The organism is Sporomusa rhizae, from assembly GCF_041428845.1.
Taxonomy (GTDB): domain Bacteria; phylum Bacillota; class Negativicutes; order Sporomusales; family Sporomusaceae; genus Sporomusa; species Sporomusa rhizae.
Map to the genome: position 1 here is coordinate 4668161 of NZ_CP156925.1, position 13184 is coordinate 4681344.

Consider the following 13184-nt stretch of genomic DNA (forward strand, 5'->3'; position numbering starts at 1 on the left):
ACACCGCGAAAAGCCGGGTATTTGGTGCAAGTCAATGCCTTTTGTACCATAGTATATTAATATTTTTCATAGTTATGTGCCAATGCTAATATTAGGAGGTGAATCATGCTAAACTTTGACGTTTTAGTAATCGGCAGCGGCGGCGCCGGTATGCGAGCCGCCTTAGAAGCCAGTCGTCAGGAAGGTCTTTCCATCGGCCTGATGACGAAAATGTTTCCTACCCGCTCAGCTACCGGCTGTGCTCAGGGAGGCATAAACGGCGTACTACAAAATGCGGATCCCAGCGATTCGATAGAAAAACATATTTTCGACACCGTAAAAGGCAGCGACTATTTAGGCGATCAGGATGCCATTGCGCATTTTATCCAAACCATGCCTGCTGCCATCCGCGAGCTGGATTACTTTGGCGTTCCCTTTTCCCGCGACAGCGAAGGACGTATCGCTCAACGCAATTTCGGCGGCGCGTCATCGCCCCGTACCTGTTTCTCGGCTGATGTTACAGGCCATGTTATTTTGCACACATTATACGAGCAATGTCTGAAACATGGTGTAAAAATGTTAGCCGAATGGTATTTATTGGAAATCGCCATCGACAAAAATAAACTGTGCGGCGTTGTCGCCTATGACCTGAAAGGCGGACGCATTGTCCCCATTGCCACCAAAACCATTGTTGTAGCAACAGGAGGGGCCGGCCGGATCTATTGGCTGCGCACCACTAACCCATTTACTTCGACAGGCGACGGAATTGCCGCCTGCTTTAACGCCGGTATTCCCATAAAAGATCCAGAATTTGTCCAGTTTCATCCTACAGGCTTAGCCGGTACCGGTATCTTGATGTCCGAAGCTTCCCGCGGCGAAGGCGGTTATCTGCTTAATAGCAAAGGTGAGCGCTTTATGTCTCGTTATGCACCGGAAAAAATGGAACTTGCCACCCGAGACCTGGTATCACAAGCCATTGAAACCGAAATTAAAGAAGGCCGCGGTTTCGGTAAGGGCCTGAGCGCGTATGTAGAGTTAGACTTGCGGCATCTTGGCCATAATAAAATCATGGAACGCTTGCCGCAAATCCGCGAACTGGCTATGACGTTCGAACAAGTTGACCCAATAGAACAGCCTATCCCCATCCGTCCCAGCTGCCACTATGTAATGGGAGGCATCGATGTGATCGACTACCGCACCTGCGCTACGGCAGTCGAAGGCGTATTTGCCGCCGGCGAGGCCGCCTGTATTTCCATTCACGGCGCAAACCGGCTTGGCGGTAATTCACTGTCGGATATTATCGTCTTTGGCAAGTTTGCCGGTCAAGGCGCCGCCGACTGCGCCAGACAGCGCCAGGAGTGCAGACCAGACCTGCTAGACCGAGTGGCACAGGACTGGGAAAATAAATTTGCGACCGTTACCAGCCGGGATACCGGTGTAACCACAACCGCTATCCGCGACCGCCTGGCCGAAATTATGTGGAACCATGTCGGCGTATTCCGCATTGCCGCTGAAATGGAAACAGCCCTTACCGTAGTGGACAGCCTCCTCACAGAGTACCAGTCAGTTATGGTACCCGATCGAAATAAATTATATAACACAGCCTTCGTTACCTACATTGAACTCGGCAGCATGCTTACCGTTGCCAAAGCGGTAGTCCTGGGGGCGCTTAACCGCCGGGAAAGCCGTGGCGGCCACTACCGGGCCGACTTCCCTGACCGGGATGACACCAACTTCCTTAAACACACCATTATAAGCAAGGAAGGCGCGAATTACGCAATCTCGTACCGGCCTGTAGCACTCACTAACTACCCGCCGGCAGAAAGGAAATATTAATGCGTCAGATAACATATAATATTCAACGCTATGATGGAGCAAAATCCTTCCTACAAGAATATACCTTCCCTCATCAACCGGGTAAAACCATCCTGTGGGGCTTACTCTTCATCAAGGAAACCACGGATCCCACACTAGCCTTTACGGCAGCCTGCCGGGCGGCCGTATGCGGTGCTTGCGCCGTAAGGGTCAACGGTCAAGCCTTCCTGGCCTGTGAAACACCGCTTGACAATATCCTGAGCCGTTTTGGCGATACTCTCTTACTCGAACCGATCCAGAATTTCAAAGTCATACGTGACCTTGTTGTTGACTGGGAACCCCAAGCCAAGCGTATGGCCGCTGCCAAGACCTGGCTGGCTCCGAAAGATGAATTCAGTGCCAAAGAAGGCTGCCGGCAATCCATCGCCGACTTCAAAAAAATTACCCCCCAGATTAATTGCATCCTCTGTGGCGCGTGCGCTTCAGAGTGCGCTAAGCTGAGCGCTAACAATAACGATTTTCTCGAACCATTCACCTATTCTAAAGTCTGGAAGTTTGTTGCCGATACCCGCGACAAATCGGCCGCGGCGCGGATGCAAATCATTATCGACAAAGGCCTGTGGAAATGCCTGCACTGCACCGAATGTGCCACCAAATGCCCCAAAGGACTGGCTCCGGGTACCGATATTGCCCGCCTCCGCCAACTGTCTATAAAAATGGGTCACACCAAAAATGCCGGTGCCCGTCATGCCCTGGCCTTCTTTAAGGACATTTCCGATACCGGCCGTTTGAACGAAACCAAACTATCCGTAAGAAGCATTGGGCTTATTGGCTCTATCACCAAACTCCCTTTTGCTCTGCGTCTCGTTCGCCGTGGCAAACTTAATCCACTGCATTTCCCGCGCAAAGTCAAAGGCCATGAACAAATTACAGCTATCCTAAAGGCAGTAAGGGAGAGTGAACAATAATGAAATACGCCTTTTTCCCAGGCTGCGTACTGGAGGGAGCGGCTAAAGAAAACTATCTGGCTACTACTGCAGTCACCAAAGCACTCGATATTGAACTTATCGAAATTCCTGGCTGGACCTGCTGCGGCGCTTCCCATGTCCAGGACGTCGACGATTTGGCGGCAACGGCAATTAACGCGCGCAGCATAGCGCTTGCCGAACAAATGAACCTTCCGCTGCTTACCGTATGCAACACCTGTACGCTAATGCTGCGCAGCGCCAAAACCAAACTGGACAATGGGCAAAAAGATCAAGTCAACGCCATTTTGTCTTCTGCCGGTCTCAAATACCAGGGTACCAGTCATATCACGCATTTACTTTGGATACTCGTAAACGACTACGGCCTGGAAAAACTCCAAAGCAATGTAACCCAGCCGTTATTCAAACTCAAAGTTGCCCCGTATTACGGCTGCCACATCCTGAGGCCGCCTGCCATAATGAATGTTGAGGACCATGCTAATCCCCAAACTCTGGAAAAGCTCATCCGTGCTCTGGGAGCAGAATCTGTTGATTTCCCGGCAAGACTTTCCTGCTGCGGCTTTCATGCCACCTATACGGCGGCGGAGGATATTATCCGTATTACCGGCGAAACTAATCAGTGCGCTGTCAAAGCCGGTGCTGACTGTATCGTAACCCCTTGTCCGCTCTGTCAAATGTCACTCGACATGAATCAGCCGGAAGGGCAGAAGGCTGTTAACTGCCATATGGAAATGCCGGTATTACACTTGGCTCAGCTAGTTGGTCTGGCTATTGGTCTGGCCCCCGATCAATTAGGGCTAAATATGCATATCGCCGGCCGCGAGGCTATCAAAAATAAGGTCATATAAACATTACACGGCAATAAAAAAAACCGAACCATCTTCTTACGTGATGGTTCAGGTTCATAGATCAAATATATACTTCATCCCACTCGAGCAGTTCACACCAGAAACCTCCTAAAACTGAAAACCGGCTTAGGATCAGCTTGGTCAATTTTCCGCAATTGGTGTCATCCTGCATTTTTTTCAAAATTAACTGAATATTTATCGTTTTGTTGTACAAATTGATTCACCCACCTACAAAAAAGCTCTCTTTCTATTATATATTTTTAATTTATTAATTTAAAATATGGTTTAACTATGTTAATATATATTTAAACTATAGTAAGGAGTTGTTCTATGGAACTTCGGCAACTAGAATACTTTTATACGGCAAGCCGCCTCAAAAGCATCTCCAAAGCCGCTGAGCAATTAAGCGTTGCCCAACCCTCGGTATCTATTGCCATCCAAAAATTAGAAGAAGAGTTGGGAATACAGCTGTTTGACCGCAGTCAACGCCAAATTATGCTTACCGCCGAGGGAGTGATCTTTTTCCAGCGGGTCAATGAGATTCTTTCCCGTGTCCGTGACGTAGCAACAGAAATGCAGGATCTGCGGTTGCTGCAGAAAGGCTCGATAAAGATTGGCATTCCGCCGATGATTGGCGCCTTATTCTTCCCCCGCATCTTTGCTCAGTTTCGCCGGAAATATCCGAACCTTGAACTTACCGCAATCGAAGGCGGCTCTTTGACAGTACAAAAGTTAATTGAACAGGGAAAAATCGATGTGGGCATTATTACCAAGTCAGCGGAGTCCGAAATTTTTAAACTCCTGCCACTGACTGAAGGACAAATTCTTGTATGCCTTCCTCCTGATCATCCATTAACCAAACTGTCAAGCATCCCCTTTGAAGAACTCAAAGACCAGCCGCTGGTTTTATTAAAAGAAGATAACTACATCCGGCAAGCGGTCGCAGCCGAATGCACAAAACATCAGTTTAGCCCGCAGGTTGTATTCTCGTCAAGCCAACTAGGCACAATTATCAGTTTAGTTGAGGAAGGTCTGGGTATCTCTCTGCTTTTTGACGCCATTGTAAAAAAGCATCCCGGCATTCAAACCCGCCCCTTAGCCGACCCCATTCCATTTGAAATCGTTTTAGCCTGGAACCGCGACAGATACCTGTCCCATGCAGCCAAAGCTTTAATTAACCTAATCACAACCACCCAAATATTTTCGAAAAATAAATAAGGAAAGGGTTCCGCACCTGATATGCTATCAGATCCGGAACCTTTTCCTTATTTTCCTTATTTTCTTTAGGCGCGTAAGGTAGCCACAAGCCGTCCCGGCTTTAACAGCAGCATAAGGGCAGCTTTCGGATTTGTCACAACAACATCAGCCTGCGCCAAGGTTGGCTGGTATGCGCCTTCAGGACCAATAACGCCGACAGCCAAAACAGCCTCGCCAAACATCTCCCGGTCATTGGCCCCATTGCCAAAACAGATTGTATTTTCTTTACCGCAGCTTTTGACAAACTCCCGCTTTTGCGCAGCTTCGGCACCTTTATCAATAATATGGACTTGAGCCCCGGTAACGTCCGCGAGTTGTTCCCGCGCCAACCCGAAGGTATCGGCAGTTAAAACAGTCACCTTAACCAACTCGGCCACTTTTCGCAGCAGCGTCTTGGTTTCTTCCGTAAGTATGCCATCTTCAGCCAACGTTCCATTATAGTCAAATACCGCCTGGGTTAGCTTATACTCCTGGCCATCAGGTAAAGTAAAATTTATCATTTCAGCACTCCTTAAGGCTTTAAAAAGCCAAAAATTCCTGGGTCACCGGATTCTCGGGCTGTTCGAATAGTTGCTTGGTAGTATTGTGTTCCATTACCCGGCCTTCCGCCATAAACACTGTTTTATCAGCAATTCGTCTGGCCTGGGCAAGATTATGAGTAACAATAATAATTGTCACCCGGCTGCGTAGTTCCAACAATAATTCTTCAATCATTTGAGTTGATTTAATATCAAGACTGGAACATGGCTCATCTAAGAGCAGCACTTGGGGCGCGACTGCCAGAATACGACCAATCGATAACCGCTGCAATTGACCGCCTGACAACTGACCGGCCGGCGAATTCAGTTTTTCTTTCACTTCCTGCCATAACCCCACACTCGTAAGCGTGCCTTCCACTATGCTTTCCAGTTCAGCCTTAGTTTTACCGCCATAATATCTGGGGCCGAATAAAATATTCTCCTTGATACTAAGTGGCAGCGCTATAGGTTTTTGCAATACCATACCGATTTGCCGCCGCACGTTGGCCGGGTTTTTAACTGTATAAACATCTTTGTCTGTCAGAAGAATCCGGCCGCTCGCCCGAAAACCTGGCTGCAATTCGGCCGTCCGATTCATTGATTTTAACAGTGTCGTCTTCCCACACCCGGATGGCCCGATTAGCGCCGTAATGTCACTCCCGTTAAACGCAAGATTGATAGTATGGAGTATTTGCTTTTCACCGTAAGACGCGGCAAAGTCCTGGATTTCAATCATAGGATACTACCCTCTTTCCGTAGCGGCTGCGCAAATAAAGACTGATAGCGTTTAAAATTAATAACAGAATAACAAGCACTAACGCTGTCCCATACGCCCGTTCCAACGATATGTGCTGACTAAATAAAATATAGAGGTGAAACGGCAAAGCCATAACCGGATTAAACAGGCTTACAGACCCCCGGGACATGACGACTGCTGCCGTAACCATGATTGGTGCTGTAGCTCCGGCCGCATAACCCATACCCAATAGTACTGCGCTTACAAGATGCGGACTGGCCAGTGGCAGTATGACACGCCTTAGCTGATACTGACGCGACACACCCAACGATTCCCCAATAAGCCGGTAGTCGTCATTAACGGCCCGTAATGCATCCCGCATTAACACTACTAAGGTTGGCAAAATCATCAGAGCTAAAGTAAGTCCCCCGGCCAAAAGTGACATGCCAAAACCTAAAGTAACGACAAACAAGGAATACCCGAACAAGCCGGTAAGTATTGACGGTATGCCAATCATGGCCTGAATAATAAAATTAACGGCATGGGCAAAGGCTGAAGTTTCTCCATATTCGACAAGATAGATTGCTGTCAGCAGCGCAGGCAAAGCAGCCGTCAAGGTAGCAATAGCCACCAGGCTGGCGGTACCGGTGATAGCCGGTAAAATTCCGCCCTCGGTTCCTAAGAACAGCCCCTTGGGATTCATGGTTAAAAAATCCCAAGACAACACGGCGCCCCCGCGCCAAATAAGCAGCCCCATGATGGCTGCCAGGATGGCAATCACCAGTAAACCTGAACCCCATAAAAACATTCGACCCATTAGCTTTTCCCCCTGCTGTTCAAGTAATAAATGGAAAAATTAATGGAAGAAACAAACAGCAGTAAAAGTAATCCTGCCGCAAACAGGGCATGATACTGAGGACTGCCAACAGGCGCTGTACCAATCTCCAGTGCGATGAGCGCCGACAGCGGTTCGCCTTTGCTAAACCAGGACAACGGCAAATCCAGCGTATTCCCGGCAAGCAGTAACACGGCCATAGTTTCCCCTGCCGCCCGCCCGAATGCCAGAGTTACAGCACTAATCATATTTCGCCCGGCCAGCGGCATTAGAATTTTGGCGACTATATATGGTTTAGACACACCCAGCACAAAACCAGCCTCCCGGTAGGCCGCCGGAATGGCCGCAAACGCGGCATACGTACCTGAAACAATATACGGAACAACCATAATAGACAATACCAGGGATGCGCAAAACAAGGATTCACCGCTGGGTACGCCGATCACTCGTTCATACCAGGGAATAATCACGCTGGCTCCCAGGAAGCCATAAACTACAGACGGAATCCCGGTAAGTATATACAGGATTGTACGAATTACGGCCGACAACCATGCCGGCGCATATTCGGCCAAAAATATTCCGCAGCAGATTCCCAGCGGCACTGCGATCACCATGGCTCCGAACGCCGACCACAGTGTACTGGCCAGCATGATACCAAATCCGAACACCGGCGGATTATCAAGCGGCTGCCACTGACTGCTAACGAGGGAAGCCACCTTGCTTTGCTGCCAGAAAGGCAAGCTTTCGCCGGCAATAAATATATATAAAGACAGCAATACCAGCACCGAACCGGCGGCACAAAAGCGACTGCACCAGCGCAGCATTATATCCTTTTGATCACTTGCCATACCAATTCTCCATTAGCAAAATCTTATAACTGCCAAGCAGTATAACTCTATCCAAATCATCAGGAAAGAAAAAGCGAGATTGCAACACTAACAGGCAATCTCACCTTAGAGTCCTATTTATTTTTTGCAGGCACAAAACCCATATCTTCAAGAGTTTTCAGGCCTGTGTCGGATAGGAGATAATTGATAAATTCCTGCTGACGCTCATCAGGCTGCGCTTTGGCAATAAGGATTAACGGACGAGCAATTGTATACTTGCCGCTTACAATATTTTCGTTCGTTGGTTCGACGCCATCGACCGACAATACGGCGATTTTCCCTTTGTTCTGCTGAACTAAACCGGTAGATACATAACCAACCGCATCCACATTTTCTTGCACCTTGCCGGCTAACGCTCCCATGGACGGGAATTGAATCGCCTCTTTAGCAACAGGCGTACCTTTCATCACAGCTTCATCAAATGCTTGACTGGCGCCGCCGCCCAGGTCACGGATAGCCAAAACAATGGGCCGGTCAGGCAAAGCAGCGTCAAGTTGTTTCCAGGTTTTAATCTCACCGGAAAAAATGTGTTTGACTTCGTCTTTGGTCAGATTAGGTTTAACTTTTGCAACCGGGTTTTGCGGATGTACGGCAATAGTAAGCGCATCATAACCCACAGTGTATAGTTTATGGTTAGGCAGTTTTTGTTTTTCGGCCTCAGTTACTACCCGTGACACCAAGCCAATGTCTACTGTCCCATTGGTAGCTGACTTAACACCGAAGCCTGAACCCCCGGTTGCCACAAAGATAGCAATTGGTTCATCAGAAAAACTATCTTTAACCTTTTTCCAGGTCTTATACTTTTCGGTATAATCGTCGGCCAGCTTGGCCACTACAGGTGCTAAGGTACTGGAACCGCCAATCTTAATAGATAAATCCTTTGCTGGTTGATTATTGGTAGGTGAACTGCCGCAACCGGCAACAAAAGCCAGTAGTGCTACTACTAGAAAATAAGTAATTAACTTTTTCATGCCTGCCTCCTTATTTTGTTAACTCATACAATAATTCTATAGCATATGCATAAATTGTCAATGTAAAATTTAACAAATAGCAGCACAAAGGCCTATCGCCACATGCATTGCGGTGATAGGCCTTGCCTTATTTATCTTTATCCGATGACTAACCCGTTCTAATACTCCCGTCCTCTGCAGGCGGGAGTAAAGAACGGCTAGACGTTAGGATAATTCGACTAAGATTCAGGTGGGGTTAAAACCCCATCTGAAGCAAGTCTCATTTATGAATTTCCCAAGCGTCAATCAATACGCCGCTTTGCTTGTAGGCCTTGACCTTTAGCAACCCGCCATTTACTTCTACCGTAAGATAATTAGGTTCATCAGCCGGACTGTAAAAAAACTCATGCCATTCTTTAGCGATAAGGTTCCGGTACGTTTTAGTGCCGCTGCGGCCAGTCGCCACATACACGGTACCAGTGACCGTACTGTAGGTTCGGATACCGCTATGTAGTGGGTAGGTACGGGCATAGGCATGGTCATGGCCGGTAAACACGACGTCGGCATGATACTTATCAAAAACCGGCGCAAACACTTTGCGAATATGGCTATCTCCCTCGCCTTCCTTGTTATTAAAAAGCGGGCGATGCAGGAAGACTATCTTCCACTTTTTATTGGTGGACTGCAAATCTTTTTCCAGCCAAATCTTTTGTTGCTCAAGCATATTCGGCACAAATTTTGCTTGTTCCCCTTCCTGACTGTCCAGCATGACAAAATGTACGTCACCGTAATCAAAGGAATACACTTGCCCGGCTAAATCCGCCGGTCCATTTTGCGGTAATTTGAATTGGGCGGTAAAGAACAACGGCATGGAGAATACTCGTGCTGGCGTATATGATTCATGGTTTCCCGTTACCGGCATAGCCGGGATGGTATCAATCATACCTTTAACGCCGGCAAACCAGCCGTTCCAGTGGGCATAATCCTGACCAACATCGACAAGATCGCCGACATTGGCAAAAAATACGGCTTCCGGAGTAGCTCTATAGGCTTGCTGCGCCGTAGTACGCCAAACATCATAATTGATACTCTGAGAATCGCCAAACACCAGAAATGTGAATGGCCGTGCTGTGGCCGGCGCTGTGGTAAAATAGTGCGGCTGACTCCAGCCATCAGAGCCACCCACCCGGTAAATATAGCGCGTTCCCGGTTTCAGACCGGTCAGGGTAACTGAGTGAATACCCATATCGCCAACATTAGTATTGAGCGGCTCGACCCCTGCGGCTGCGGTGGCGGCTTGCCACGGAAACAGCTGGACTTTGGCAGCTTCCGCAAACTGGACTTGCCCGTTCACAATACCTGCCCCTGTTCGCCAGGTTATTGTCTGGGTTGTCTTAGGATCGCCCGACCAGGTAAGGGTTATATGGTCGGGCGCCTCAGTTGCACCAACCGTTATCGACGAAAAAAGCGCTGACGAGGAACTTAATACTAACACAACAACTAAGAATAAAATATATAACCAGATCTTCGGTTTCCGCATACTGTTCCCTCCGATTCATAAGTAATTACCTATGATATTTATTGAATTATAGTATTTTACATATGGTTATTCAAGGAGTATGATACAAATATAAAGCAGACTTACCACAGGTGTGGTTTAACCCATCTGCTGGTTTAAGCCATTCTTATCCAGGAACTGACCCGTTGTAAGGCTCTCAGTTCTGGAATCCGAAAGTCCTACGACAGGGTAGTCTCAGGTTAAACTTCTCACAAGGAGCGGATATCTTATGTCAAGTAATTCATTTAGTAAATTTTCACCAGGAGTAGCACTAGCCGGTATATTAGCCGTTCCAGCCTGGCTGCTGGGTAAGTCCATTCCGCTGATCGGCGGACCGGTATTTGGTATTCTGATTGGCATGTTGTTTGCCTTTTGGAAACGACCGGAAAAATATAATGCAGGGATAACTTATACCTCAAAAAAACTGCTGCAAGCCTCCATCATCCTGCTCGGCTTTGAAATGAACTTATTTACTGTCTTAGAAGTAGGAGGTCAATCCTTAGTTATCATGCTGTTTACTATTAGCGCCGCGTTCATCGCCGCCTGGCTAATCGGCCGCTTTATACAGATAGAACGAAAAACCAGCATCCTCATCGGTGTCGGAACTGCTATCTGCGGCGGTTCAGCCATTGCGGCAACTGCCCCGGTTATTGGCGCTAATGATAAAGATGTAGCTTATTCTATCTCCACTATCTTTCTCTTTAATATCGCTGCCGTCTTTGTTTTTCCTTTTTTGGGTCACTTATTCGGAATGAGTAATGCAGGGTTCGGGATGTGGGCAGGAACAGCCATCAACGACACCTCCTCGGTCGTAGCCGCAGGCTATTCCTACAGCCATGCCGCCGGTAATTTTGCCACAATTGTCAAACTTACGCGTACCTTAATGATTATCCCCACAACCTTAGTATTAGCTATTTGGATTTCCCGCCAACAGCGAAATACCGCCGGTTTTAATTTCAGAAAGATTTTTCCTTGGTTTGTGTTGGGCTTCTTGGCAACCTGTATTATCAGCACAACGGGGATTCTGCCTGCTGCCATTTGCAGCGGACTAACGACTGCAGGCAAATTCCTTATTGTTATGGCGATGGCCGCCATTGGCCTCAATACCCATCTTGGCAGTCTTTTAAGTAATGGATTTAAACCAATTCTGCTGGGTCTGGTCTGTTGGGCCGCCGTGGCCCTTGTTTCCCTGGGAGCCCAATTCTATTATAGCATGTGGTAAAAAAAGAAAAGTACAGTATTAACGCAGGGTATTCGCGGAATTAAGGAGCTTGCCTAATTTCCGGATACCCTGCACTATTGCTTCCGAACAGGTTACGGCAAAACTCAGACGGATAAAACGGTCCGGAGCATGTCGCGGAAAAAAAGCAGTGCCGGGAGTTAGCAGCAAGCCTTGCGCTTGGGCCTCTTGCACAACTTTTTGCGCTGATATGCCTTCCGGCAATGCCAGCCAGCATGTCAAACCGCCATGGGGCCGATGACAGACCACCTTGGGCGGCAAAAACGCTTCCATAGCTGCCAGAGTGGTCTGGTATCGCTCCAAATATATTCTTCGCACAGCAGCAATATGTTTTTGCCAAATACCTTTGCGCAAATATAGGTCAAAGGCGCGCTGCGTTAGGCCGGAGGTAGATATGTCGGAGTGGTGCTTACTTGTTAATACTTTGGTGACCAGTTCCGGCGGCATTAGCAAAAAAGCCAGTCGCAGCCCGGGCATGAAAATTTTTGAAAAGCTTTTAAGGTAAATAACCCGGTTATCACGATCCAGTGCTTTGAGCGGGGCTAACGGATTATTTGAAACATCCAGTTCACTGATATAATCGTCTTCCAGCACAATGGCGTTATAGCGCCGGGCAAGCCCCAGCAGCCGGTTTCTTTTAACCAGCGAATAGGAAAAACCGGTCGGGTTTTGAATATTTGCCATGACATAAATCAGTTTTGGCCGGAAGCTTCTAATTTTAGCTTCGAGATCCGGTATGTCAATCCCATCATCCTGCATAGTAATCTCGACAATTTTGGCTCCCCGGGAACGGAAAGCAGCAATAGCGCCAGGATAAGTAGGGTTTTCAGTAAACACATAATCGCCGAAATTCAAGAGCGTTTTCGCAACGATATCAATCCCCTGCTGCGCTCCTGATATGATCTGCACATTGCCAGCCTGAGCCCTTATTCCCTGTTCTTTCAGATAAACGGAAATAGCTTCTCTGAGCGGCAGAAAGCCCTGACTGTCCTGATAGCTAAAGGCATTGCCCTTATCCCGGTCTAATACCTCAATCAAAACCTCTTTAAAATCGTCAATGGGCAGCAAGTCAGGCGGCGGCATCACAGTTGCAAAGTCGATACAACCGGTTGTAAGATCGGTAGGCGGACTGGGAATCAGCTCAACCTCCGGGTCAGGGAGAGCGGCTTGCTCTTCTTCTGTCGGCAAATCCGGTATCTCGGCAACATAGCTGCCACTACCGGCCCGTGAAAATATGTAGCCGTTTTGTTCTAATAACTTATAGGCGCTGACAACCGTTCCGGGGTTGACGCCCAAAAAGCCGGCCAGTTTCCGCACCGGCGGCAACAAAAAACCATAGCTTAATTTACCCGCTAAAATAAGCTCGCGCAGCCCATCGTACAATTGTACATACAGGGCTGTTTTGTTTTCTTTATTTAATTGTATCGATACAAAATTCAAAAATTCCTCACTCATATTGAGTTTCTCGTTCCCCTTTGCTATAATTACAAAAATTCCGTACTGAAAGCCAAAAATTGTATCAGTACAATTATTGTAACAAAAAAAATGTTCTTAGCAAAGAGGAGGATTCTTAAC

The 13184-nt window shown here is 47.7% G+C and carries 12 protein-coding genes; 5 read left to right on the plus strand and 7 right to left on the minus strand.

Going from position 1 to position 13184, the window contains the following annotated elements; translation table 11 throughout:
* Positions 1-105 precede the first annotated feature (105 nt).
* The 4 genes from SRRS_RS21850 to SRRS_RS21865 all read left to right on the plus strand — a co-directional run bounded on the left by SRRS_RS21850 (position 106) and on the right by SRRS_RS21865 (position 4846).
* On the plus strand, positions 106-1815 hold the full coding sequence (locus SRRS_RS21850; RefSeq protein ID WP_371363503.1) for an FAD-binding protein: 1710 nt from the start codon (positions 106-108) through the stop codon (positions 1813-1815).
* Positions 1815-2762 (plus strand): succinate dehydrogenase/fumarate reductase iron-sulfur subunit, encoded by a 948-nt coding sequence (locus SRRS_RS21855; RefSeq protein WP_371363505.1) that lies wholly within the window; start codon positions 1815-1817, stop codon positions 2760-2762. The genes SRRS_RS21850 and SRRS_RS21855 overlap by 1 nt, the downstream gene beginning before the upstream one ends.
* A complete protein-coding gene (locus SRRS_RS21860) occupies positions 2762-3628 on the plus strand; it encodes a CoB--CoM heterodisulfide reductase iron-sulfur subunit B family protein (RefSeq protein ID WP_371363507.1) in 867 nt (288 codons plus the stop codon). The genes SRRS_RS21855 and SRRS_RS21860 overlap by 1 nt, the downstream gene beginning before the upstream one ends.
* A gap of 330 nt (positions 3629-3958) precedes the next feature.
* Positions 3959-4846: a LysR family transcriptional regulator gene (locus SRRS_RS21865; protein ID WP_371363508.1), complete on the plus strand. Its 888-nt coding sequence runs from the start codon at positions 3959-3961 to the stop codon at positions 4844-4846.
* A gap of 65 nt (positions 4847-4911) precedes the next feature.
* Here the strand turns inward: SRRS_RS21865 and SRRS_RS21870 are convergent, their stop codons facing one another.
* The 6 genes from SRRS_RS21870 to SRRS_RS21895 form a co-directional block, all read right to left on the minus strand.
* Positions 4912-5385 carry an HAD family hydrolase gene (locus tag SRRS_RS21870; protein ID WP_371363510.1) on the minus strand — a complete coding sequence of 158 codons (474 nt, stop codon included), beginning with the start codon at positions 5383-5385 and terminating at the stop codon, positions 4912-4914.
* 19 nt (positions 5386-5404) lie between these two features.
* Entirely contained in the window at positions 5405-6139 is a 735-nt protein-coding gene (locus SRRS_RS21875; protein WP_371363511.1) for a phosphate ABC transporter ATP-binding protein, read from the minus strand.
* Positions 6132-6956 carry a PstA family ABC transporter permease gene (locus SRRS_RS21880; protein WP_371363513.1) on the minus strand — a complete coding sequence of 275 codons (825 nt, stop codon included), beginning with the start codon at positions 6954-6956 and terminating at the stop codon, positions 6132-6134. Before SRRS_RS21880 ends, SRRS_RS21875 begins: the two co-directional genes overlap by 8 nt.
* Positions 6956-7822, minus strand: coding sequence for a phosphate ABC transporter permease subunit PstC (gene pstC / locus SRRS_RS21885; protein WP_371363514.1), 867 nt, complete (start codon positions 7820-7822; stop codon positions 6956-6958). The genes SRRS_RS21880 and pstC overlap by 1 nt, the downstream gene beginning before the upstream one ends.
* A gap of 113 nt (positions 7823-7935) precedes the next feature.
* Positions 7936-8832 carry a substrate-binding domain-containing protein gene (locus tag SRRS_RS21890; protein ID WP_371363515.1) on the minus strand — a complete coding sequence of 299 codons (897 nt, stop codon included), beginning with the start codon at positions 8830-8832 and terminating at the stop codon, positions 7936-7938.
* 259 nt (positions 8833-9091) lie between these two features.
* Complete coding sequence (locus SRRS_RS21895) at positions 9092-10351, minus strand: purple acid phosphatase family protein (RefSeq protein WP_371363517.1); 1260 nt, start codon at positions 10349-10351, stop codon at positions 9092-9094.
* 247 nt (positions 10352-10598) lie between these two features.
* On the opposite strand from SRRS_RS21895, the gene SRRS_RS21900 reads away from it, so the two are divergent.
* Positions 10599-11591, plus strand: a complete 993-nt coding sequence (locus SRRS_RS21900; protein ID WP_371363519.1) for a YeiH family protein — start codon at positions 10599-10601, stop codon at positions 11589-11591.
* A gap of 18 nt (positions 11592-11609) precedes the next feature.
* Here the strand turns inward: SRRS_RS21900 and SRRS_RS21905 are convergent, their stop codons facing one another.
* Positions 11610-13064, minus strand: coding sequence for a PLP-dependent aminotransferase family protein (locus SRRS_RS21905; RefSeq protein WP_371363520.1), 1455 nt, complete (start codon positions 13062-13064; stop codon positions 11610-11612).
* Between the last annotated feature and the right edge of the window lie 120 nt (positions 13065-13184).

What these genes read in the sequence shown, in the direction of transcription:
- pstC (WP_371363514.1), bottom strand. Translation starts at nt 7,822, where the DNA reads ATGGCAAGTGATCAAAAGGATATAATGCTGCGCTGGTGCAGTCGCTTT.
- SRRS_RS21870 (WP_371363510.1), bottom strand. Translation starts at nt 5,385, where the DNA reads ATGATAAATTTTACTTTACCTGATGGCCAGGAGTATAAGCTAACCCAG.
- SRRS_RS21895 (WP_371363517.1), bottom strand. Translation starts at nt 10,351, where the DNA reads ATGCGGAAACCGAAGATCTGGTTATATATTTTATTCTTAGTTGTTGTG.
- SRRS_RS21855 (WP_371363505.1), top strand. Translation starts at nt 1,815, where the DNA reads ATGCGTCAGATAACATATAATATTCAACGCTATGATGGAGCAAAATCC.
- SRRS_RS21850 (WP_371363503.1), top strand. Translation starts at nt 106, where the DNA reads ATGCTAAACTTTGACGTTTTAGTAATCGGCAGCGGCGGCGCCGGTATG.
- SRRS_RS21890 (WP_371363515.1), bottom strand. Translation starts at nt 8,832, where the DNA reads ATGAAAAAGTTAATTACTTATTTTCTAGTAGTAGCACTACTGGCTTTT.
- SRRS_RS21880 (WP_371363513.1), bottom strand. Translation starts at nt 6,956, where the DNA reads ATGGGTCGAATGTTTTTATGGGGTTCAGGTTTACTGGTGATTGCCATC.
- SRRS_RS21865 (WP_371363508.1), top strand. Translation starts at nt 3,959, where the DNA reads ATGGAACTTCGGCAACTAGAATACTTTTATACGGCAAGCCGCCTCAAA.
- SRRS_RS21905 (WP_371363520.1), bottom strand. Translation starts at nt 13,064, where the DNA reads ATGAGTGAGGAATTTTTGAATTTTGTATCGATACAATTAAATAAAGAA.
- SRRS_RS21860 (WP_371363507.1), top strand. Translation starts at nt 2,762, where the DNA reads ATGAAATACGCCTTTTTCCCAGGCTGCGTACTGGAGGGAGCGGCTAAA.
- SRRS_RS21900 (WP_371363519.1), top strand. Translation starts at nt 10,599, where the DNA reads ATGTCAAGTAATTCATTTAGTAAATTTTCACCAGGAGTAGCACTAGCC.
- SRRS_RS21875 (WP_371363511.1), bottom strand. Translation starts at nt 6,139, where the DNA reads ATGATTGAAATCCAGGACTTTGCCGCGTCTTACGGTGAAAAGCAAATA.